Origin of the sequence: Noviherbaspirillum sp., from assembly GCF_036846085.1 — a bacterium.
Classification (GTDB): domain Bacteria; phylum Pseudomonadota; class Gammaproteobacteria; order Burkholderiales; family Burkholderiaceae_D; genus Noviherbaspirillum.
Genome location: NZ_DAIUCO010000268.1, coordinates 1 through 6,909 on the forward strand (window position 1 = coordinate 1; position 6,909 = coordinate 6,909).

Here is a 6,909-nt window from a genome sequence, read left to right on the forward strand (position 1 = left end):
CCTGAGCCATCGCATGTGGTCACCCAACCTCACTACCCCCACCCTAGCCCTCCCCCTGAATGGGGAGGGAACCTGTTCACTTACAACCTATTCCTTTCGGTTTTACCAAGGAGTAGTTATTCATCTGCACCGTACTCTTCTTGTTATAGAACACTTTTTATCGTTTCAAACACACGTCAATCCACCATCCACCGCCATCTGGTGGCCGGTGACGAACGACGCCGCGTCGGAACACAACCATAACACCGCGCCGGCAATCTCGCCCGCCTCGCCGATACGGCCGATCGGGTGAATCTTGGCAATGCCTTTTTCACGCCGCGGCTCGCGCTCCAGAGCCCGTTCCATCATCGGCGTGCGGATCACGCCGGGGCAGACGCTGTTGATACGGATACCGGCCTTGCCGTATTCCGCCGCGGCGGTTTTCGTCATGCCGACCACCGCATGCTTGCTCGCCGCATAGATCGGCTGCAACGGCGCACCGACCAGTCCGGCCACGGATGCGGTATTGACGATAGCACCGCCGCCCTGCTTCAGCATCTGACGTATCTCATGCTTCATGCACAACCACGCGCCTTTCACATTAACGCTGATGATGCGATCGAACAGCGCCTCGTCGGCGTCCGCCAGCGGCTTGCTTTCCTCCTCGATGCCGGCGTTGTTGAACGCGCAATCCAGCCGGCCATAGGCGGCTACCGCTTTCGCGACCAGCGCTTCCACCTGCGCTTCCTTCGATACATCGGACTGGACGAAGATCGCCTCGCCTCCTGCCTGGGTGATCATCGCGACCGTCTCCTCGCCGGCCGGCGATACATCGGAAACCACCACGCGGCCGCCGGCCTCACCGAACGCCAGCGCCGTCGCGCGGCCGATGCCGCCGGCGCCGCCGGTAACCAATACCACCTTGTTTGCAAATAACTGTTCCGCCATGCCATTCCTCATTGAGTGTTCAAACGCAACAAGGAATCCCGTGCATAATCGCTTGCGGATGCGCGGGATTCCTTTGCTTGAGCAAGCCGGTTCTCCGGCTGCCTGCCCGGCCTATCGTTTCAGCGTCTTGTACTTTGACAACTCCAGCTTGCCGATCTGGTTCCGGTGCACTTCATCCGGGCCATCAGCGATCCGCAGCGATCGCGCGCCGGCGTAGGCATGCGTCAGGAACTCGTCCGTCATGCCGCCGCCGCCATGCGCCTGGATTGCCCAGTCGATCACCTGGCACGCCATGTTCGGCGCGGCCACCTTGATCATGCCGATCTCCTTGGCGGCGGCCTTGTTGCCCACCGTGTCCATCATCTGGGCGGCATTCAGCACCAGGAACCGCGCCTGGTCGATCATGATGCGTGCCTCGGCAATGCGTTCCAGAGTCACCGTCTGTTCCGCGACCGGCTTGCCGAACGCCACGCGTGTCAGCGTGCGCTGGCACATTTTTTCCAGGGCACGTTCGGCCAGGCCGATCAATCGCATGCAGTGGTGGATGCGGCCCGGTCCGAGGCGGCCCTGCGCAATTTCGAACCCACGACCTTCGCCGAGCAGCATGTTGGATGCCGGAACCCGTACGTTCTCGAACACGATCTCCGCATGGCCATGCGGCGCATCGTCGAAGCCCATCACCGGCAGGTGCCGCAGGATATTCACGCCCGGCGTATCGCGCGGCACGATGATCATCGATTGCTGCTGGTGCTTGTTGGGGTTATCGGGATCGGTCTTGCCCATGAAAATGAAGACCTTGCAGCGCGGATCGTTGGCGCCGGACGACCACCATTTGCGGCCGTTGATCACATATTCGTCGCCGTCGCGCTCGATGCGGCTTTCGATATTGGTCGCGTCCGACGACGCCACCGCCGGCTCGGTCATCGCAAAGCAGGAACGGATCTCGCCGTTCAGCAGCGGCACCAGCCATTGCTTCTGGTGTTCCGGCGTGCCGTAGCGTGCCAGCACTTCCATGTTGCCCGTGTCCGGCGCGGAACAGTTGAACACTTCCGGCGACCAGCTCGCGCGTCCCATGATCTCGCACAGCGGCGCATATTCCAGGTTGGTGAGGCCTGCCCCATGCTCGGATTCCGGCAGGAACAGGTTCCACAGTTCCGCCGCGCGCGCCTTCTTCTTCAACTCTTCCATCAGGACGGTCGGCACCCAGGCATCGCCCTTGCGGCGGTTCTCCGCGATCTCTCCATGGAACTTTGCTTCATTCGGATAGATATGCTCATCCATGAATGCGATCAGGCGCTTCTGCAGCTCTTGTACCTTGGGGCTATATTGGAAATCCATTATTTACTCCGGTTAGTGGTGCGATGTATGCACGATGATTTATTTTCCGATTTCGATATTGCGTGCGGTGGCCAGTGCCGTTGCGCAGAGCGTTTCCTCGCCGCCGCGCACCGAGAAGACGTCGGCTGCGCACACCGTGATCAGCTTGCCCGGCGTGATGACCCGGCCACGCGCGACCAGACGATCGCCGTTGGCGGGACCAACGATCTTCAGCGTGCAGTCGATGCTGGCGTTGATCCACCCGGGCTGCAGCGTGGTGCCCGCAGCGGCGATGGCGGCAAAGTCCGCAGCGGCAAAAATTGCCGTTGCCTGCATCTGGCCGGGACGGAAACTTAGCTCCTGCCGGTACGGAATCTCGAGAGTGACTTCGCCGCGTTCAATGCCGATGAATTTCAAACCGAGGAACTGCGCCATCGGCATGGCAAGCACGATCTTTTCGAGCGCCTGCCTTGCCTGCGGCGGCAATGAATGCGGTGAATCGCTCATGGAGATTCCTTTGTCGGTAGGTCGGTAGAAGTGCGGGATCAGCCCACCAGGTAGCCGCCGTCCACGTTGAGGCAGGTGCCGGTGGTGTAGCTTGCAGCGTCCGATACCAGGTACAGCACCGCGCCCGCCATCTCGTCCGGCTTCGCGACACGCCGCTGCGGCACACGCGGCATCAGCCGCTTCAGCACTTCTTCGTTATGCATCAGCGCCGATGCGAACTTGGTATCGGTTGCGCCGGGCAGCAACGCATTGACGCGAACGCCCGACGAAGCACACTCTTTCGCGAAGGCATGCGTCATCGACATCACCGCCGCCTTAGTAATCGAATAGATGCCCTGCTGATCGCCCGGAACGATGGCGTTCACCGACGCCACGTTGACGATGCTGCCGCCGCCGTTCTTCTTCATCAATTTCGCGCCAAGGACCGAGCTGAAGAAATAGCCGCGGATATTGACGTCCACCGTTTTCTGGAACGCCGACAAGTCGGTGTCGAGAATATGGCCGAAATACGGGTTGGTCGCCGCGTTATTGACCAGGATGTCGAGCTTGCCATGCTTGCTTTCAATGGCCGCGAACAAGGCTTCGATCTGCGCCATCTCGCCGATATGGCAGGCGATCGCTTCCGCCGACCCGCCGGCATCGCGTATCGCCTTCACCACTGCCTCGCAGCCATCCAGCTTTCGGCTGGAGACGACGACATGCGCGCCGTAAGCGGCGAGTGTTTTGGCGATGGATTCGCCGATGCCGCGGCTGGCGCCGGTGACGAGCGCGATCTTGCCGCTGAGGTCGAAGAGATTTGGTGTGGTCATGATGTTCCTGTCGATTATCGATAAGTGATGGTTTCGGGCTGGCCGAGTGCTTCCAGGTGGGCGAAACTGTTCAGGTAACTCAGCGTCAGCGCGCCGGGCCGGAACATCAGCCGTGTAACGGCGGAGTTCACCAGCGACCAGTTGAGTTCGGCTACCTGGCGATCAGGAAAGCCGAGCACGTGCTGGCATAGCGTCGCGATCGTGCCACCCGAAGTGAAGACTGCAATGTTCTGCGACTTGCCAGCGCTGGTGATTACGCGTTCCAGTGCAGCGATGCAACGCGTGCGGAAGACCGACCACGGCTCGCGGTACTCGGCGTCGTGCTCGCCGCTCATCCAGCGCGCCATTGCCTTCTGGAAAAGCCCCTGGAACACGTAGCGGGCGTTTGGCGTCTCCGCGAAAAATTTGTGCACGGCCGCCGGATCGTCGAACGCGGGACGATGGCGGACCAGCACTTCATGGTGGTCGTATTCATTGAAGCCGGCGTCGGTCTCCCACTGCGCATCCAGCAGCAGGACTTCCGGCATGGCGGCGGTGCAGGCCTGCGCGGTCTGCTGGTGCCGCTTCAGGTCGCCGGTGACGACGCGGTGGAATTTCTGCTGGCATTTGCCAAACCATTCCCCGAGATGCCGGGCCTGTTCATGGCCCATTTTGGAGAGTTCGTCGTAATTGGCGCTTCCGAACGACGCCTGGCCATGACGAATCAGGTAAATCTGTCCCATGAAAAACCGCCTTCACAATCATTACTCATCAGTTGTGAAGAGCTTAACTTCGGGAATAGAATCTATCAAATGAATAGTTATTATCAGCTTCCATCAATTTCATGCATATATCCAGAATCGACCTGAATCTGTTCACGGTCTTTGAAGCGATCTACACCGAAGGCAGCGTCACCCGAGCGAGCCAGAAGCTGAACCTGACCCAACCGGCGATCAGTCATGCGCTTGGACGCCTGCGCACGATGTTCAACGACCCGCTGTTTATCCGGCAGGGTCACACGATGGTGTCGACACCACTGGCCCGCAGCATGATCGAGCCGGTGCGCCGTTCCCTGCGCGGGCTGGAAGTCACGCTGAATGGACTGGACCGTTTCGATCCGGCAACCACGCCCAAGCAATTCAAGCTGGCGTTGCGGGATGTACTGGAAGCGACCATACTGCCGCCGCTGATCCAGCGCGTCAGCAGCAGCGCGCCACTGGTGGACCTTGCCGCCAGCCAAGTGGATCGGCGTGATCTCGAAAGTGAACTGGCGGCGGGGACGCTGGACGGTGCCATCGATGTGCTGCTGCCCTTGTCCAGCGACATCCTGCATACCCGCATCGACCAGGACTCGACCGTGGTGGTCGCGCGCAGGGGACACCCGGCCATCAACGGCACACTGGATCTATCGACCTACCTGAAGCAGGACCACATCCTCGCGAGCTCGCGCCGCAAGGGCCTAGGACTGGAGGATTTTGAATTGAGCCGGTTCGGCGTTGAAAGGCGCATCCGCCTGCGATGCCAGCATTACTTTGCCGCCTGCCGGGTGGTCAGCCAGACCGACCTGATCCTGACGATGCCGGGCCGTTATGCGCGTATTGCCAACCAGCAGTTCGACAACCAGATCCTGCCCTTCCCGCTCGAAGTGCCGGCCTTTGACGTGTTCCTGTACTGGCATGCGAACGTGGACAATGATCCCGCCAACCGCTGGCTGCGGGAGCAGATCATGCAGTCGTTTGCGAATTAACCCGCTTTCGGGTGGGTCATGTCTTCCGGGCGGACCCATTGGTCGAACTGTTCGGCTGTCACGAACCCGAGCGCAAGCGCCGCTTCCCGCAAGGTGCTGCCATCGCGATGCGCCTGCTTCGCAATCTGCGCCGCACGGTCGTAGCCGATATGCGGCGCCAGCGCCGTCACCAGCATCAGCGAACGCTCCATCAGCTCGGCGATGCGGTCATGATTGGCTTCGATCCCCCGCACGCAATGCTCGTCGAAACTCTTCATGCCGTCGGCCAGCAAGCGCACGCTCTGCAGGAAATTATGGGCGATCAGCGGCTTGAACACATTCAATTCGAAATTGCCCATCGCCCCGCCCATGTTGATGGCGACATCATTGCCGAACACCTGGCAGCACAGCATCGTCAACGCCTCGCACTGCGTCGGATTGACCTTCCCCGGCATGATCGAACTGCCCGGCTCATTCTCGGGAATGCTGATCTCGCCCAACCCGGAGCGGGGACCGGACGCCAGCCAGCGGATATCGTTGGCGATCTTCATCAGCGCCGCCGCCAGCGTTTTTAGCGCACCGTGCGCTGCCACCATTGCGTCATGGGATGCGAGCGCGGCGAATTTATTGGTAGCGCTTTTGAATGGCAGGCCGGTGCTGCGTGCGAGTTCGGCGGCCACCCTTTCACCAAATTCGGGATGAGTGTTCAGGCCGGTCCCGACCGCCGTGCCGCCAACGGCGAGTTCGTAGAGTCCAGGCAGCATGGCGTTGATGACGGATTCGGCGTGGTCGAGTTGTGCGACGTAGCCGGAGAATTCCTGGCCGAGGGTGAGCGGCGTGGCGTCCTGGAGGTGGGTGCGGCCGATTTTGACGATGGAGTTGAAGGCGGAGGATTTTTCCTCCAAAGTATTACGCAAAGCTTGCAGCGGCTCGATTAATGTCTGCGTTACTGCGGTTGCTGCAGCAACATGCATTGCCGTGGGAAAGATGTCGTTTGAAGATTGGCCTAGATTGACGTCATCATTTGGATGGATAAGTCGCTCCTGCCCACGGCGCCCGCCGAGCAATTCGGATGCACGGTTGGCTAGGACTTCATTCATATTCATGTTGCTTTGGGTGCCGGAGCCTGTCTGCCACACTGACAGGGGAAATTCGGAGAAGTGATTGCGTGCGATTACTTCTTCTGCGGCGGAGATTATGGCATCGGCTTTCGGCGGCGCCAGCTTTCCCAAGTCGCGATTAACCGCGGCACAAGCACGTTTTACATGCGCCAGATCGGTGATTAGTTGATTCGGAAGTATTTCGGTTGAAATGCTGAAGAAATGTAAGGAGCGCTGTGTTTGGGCTCCCCATAATTGGTTATCAGGCACGTCGATATCGCCGAAAGTATCGTGTTCACGTCGAGTTTTCACTGCAACCCCACAATTCAAATTGTGCATCCTGAAGCAAATGAAGATGTTAAAGAAATGGACAATCGCCGATATCAGACATTGCATTGAATGCAATGGTTCGCCATGCAGTCAACGATTTCCAGTGCCAGCCTGCTAATTTCCTATACAGGCACTGGATACCACAAGGAAAGAGGTGGCCCCGGAAATTCGGACATTAGGATAAGTGGTGGCTTTGCTTCACAATCTTGGCCGG

Annotated in this window: 7 protein-coding genes; 1 reads left to right on the top strand and 6 read right to left on the bottom strand. The window is 59.6% G+C overall.

Annotated elements, in window-relative coordinates:
• Positions 1-165 precede the first annotated feature (165 nt).
• The 5 genes from V7080_RS21960 to V7080_RS21980 form a co-directional block, all read right to left on the bottom strand.
• Positions 166-927: an SDR family oxidoreductase gene (locus V7080_RS21960; protein ID WP_334190517.1), complete on the bottom strand. Its 762-nt coding sequence runs from the start codon at positions 925-927 to the stop codon at positions 166-168.
• A 111-nt stretch (positions 928-1,038) separates the two neighbouring features.
• Positions 1,039-2,265, bottom strand: a complete 1,227-nt coding sequence (locus V7080_RS21965; RefSeq protein ID WP_334190518.1) for an acyl-CoA dehydrogenase family protein — start codon at positions 2,263-2,265, stop codon at positions 1,039-1,041.
• 39 nt (positions 2,266-2,304) lie between these two features.
• A complete protein-coding gene (locus V7080_RS21970; RefSeq protein WP_334190519.1) occupies positions 2,305-2,751 on the bottom strand; it encodes a PaaI family thioesterase in 447 nt (148 codons plus the stop codon).
• A gap of 38 nt (positions 2,752-2,789) precedes the next feature.
• Entirely contained in the window at positions 2,790-3,560 is a 771-nt protein-coding gene (locus V7080_RS21975) for an SDR family oxidoreductase (protein WP_334190520.1), read from the bottom strand.
• Positions 3,561-3,574: 14 nt separating this feature from the next.
• Positions 3,575-4,282, bottom strand: coding sequence for a histidine phosphatase family protein (locus V7080_RS21980; protein WP_334190521.1), 708 nt, complete (start codon positions 4,280-4,282; stop codon positions 3,575-3,577).
• Positions 4,283-4,383: 101 nt separating this feature from the next.
• Between V7080_RS21980 and V7080_RS21985 the strand changes: the two genes are divergently transcribed.
• Positions 4,384-5,286, top strand: coding sequence for a LysR family transcriptional regulator (locus tag V7080_RS21985; protein WP_334190522.1), 903 nt, complete (start codon positions 4,384-4,386; stop codon positions 5,284-5,286).
• Here V7080_RS21985 and fumC read toward each other — a convergent pair.
• Positions 5,283-6,704 carry a class II fumarate hydratase gene (gene fumC / locus V7080_RS21990; RefSeq protein WP_442947272.1) on the bottom strand — a complete coding sequence of 474 codons (1,422 nt, stop codon included), beginning with the start codon at positions 6,702-6,704 and terminating at the stop codon, positions 5,283-5,285. The genes V7080_RS21985 and fumC overlap by 4 nt on opposite strands.
• Positions 6,705-6,909 lie beyond the last annotated feature (205 nt).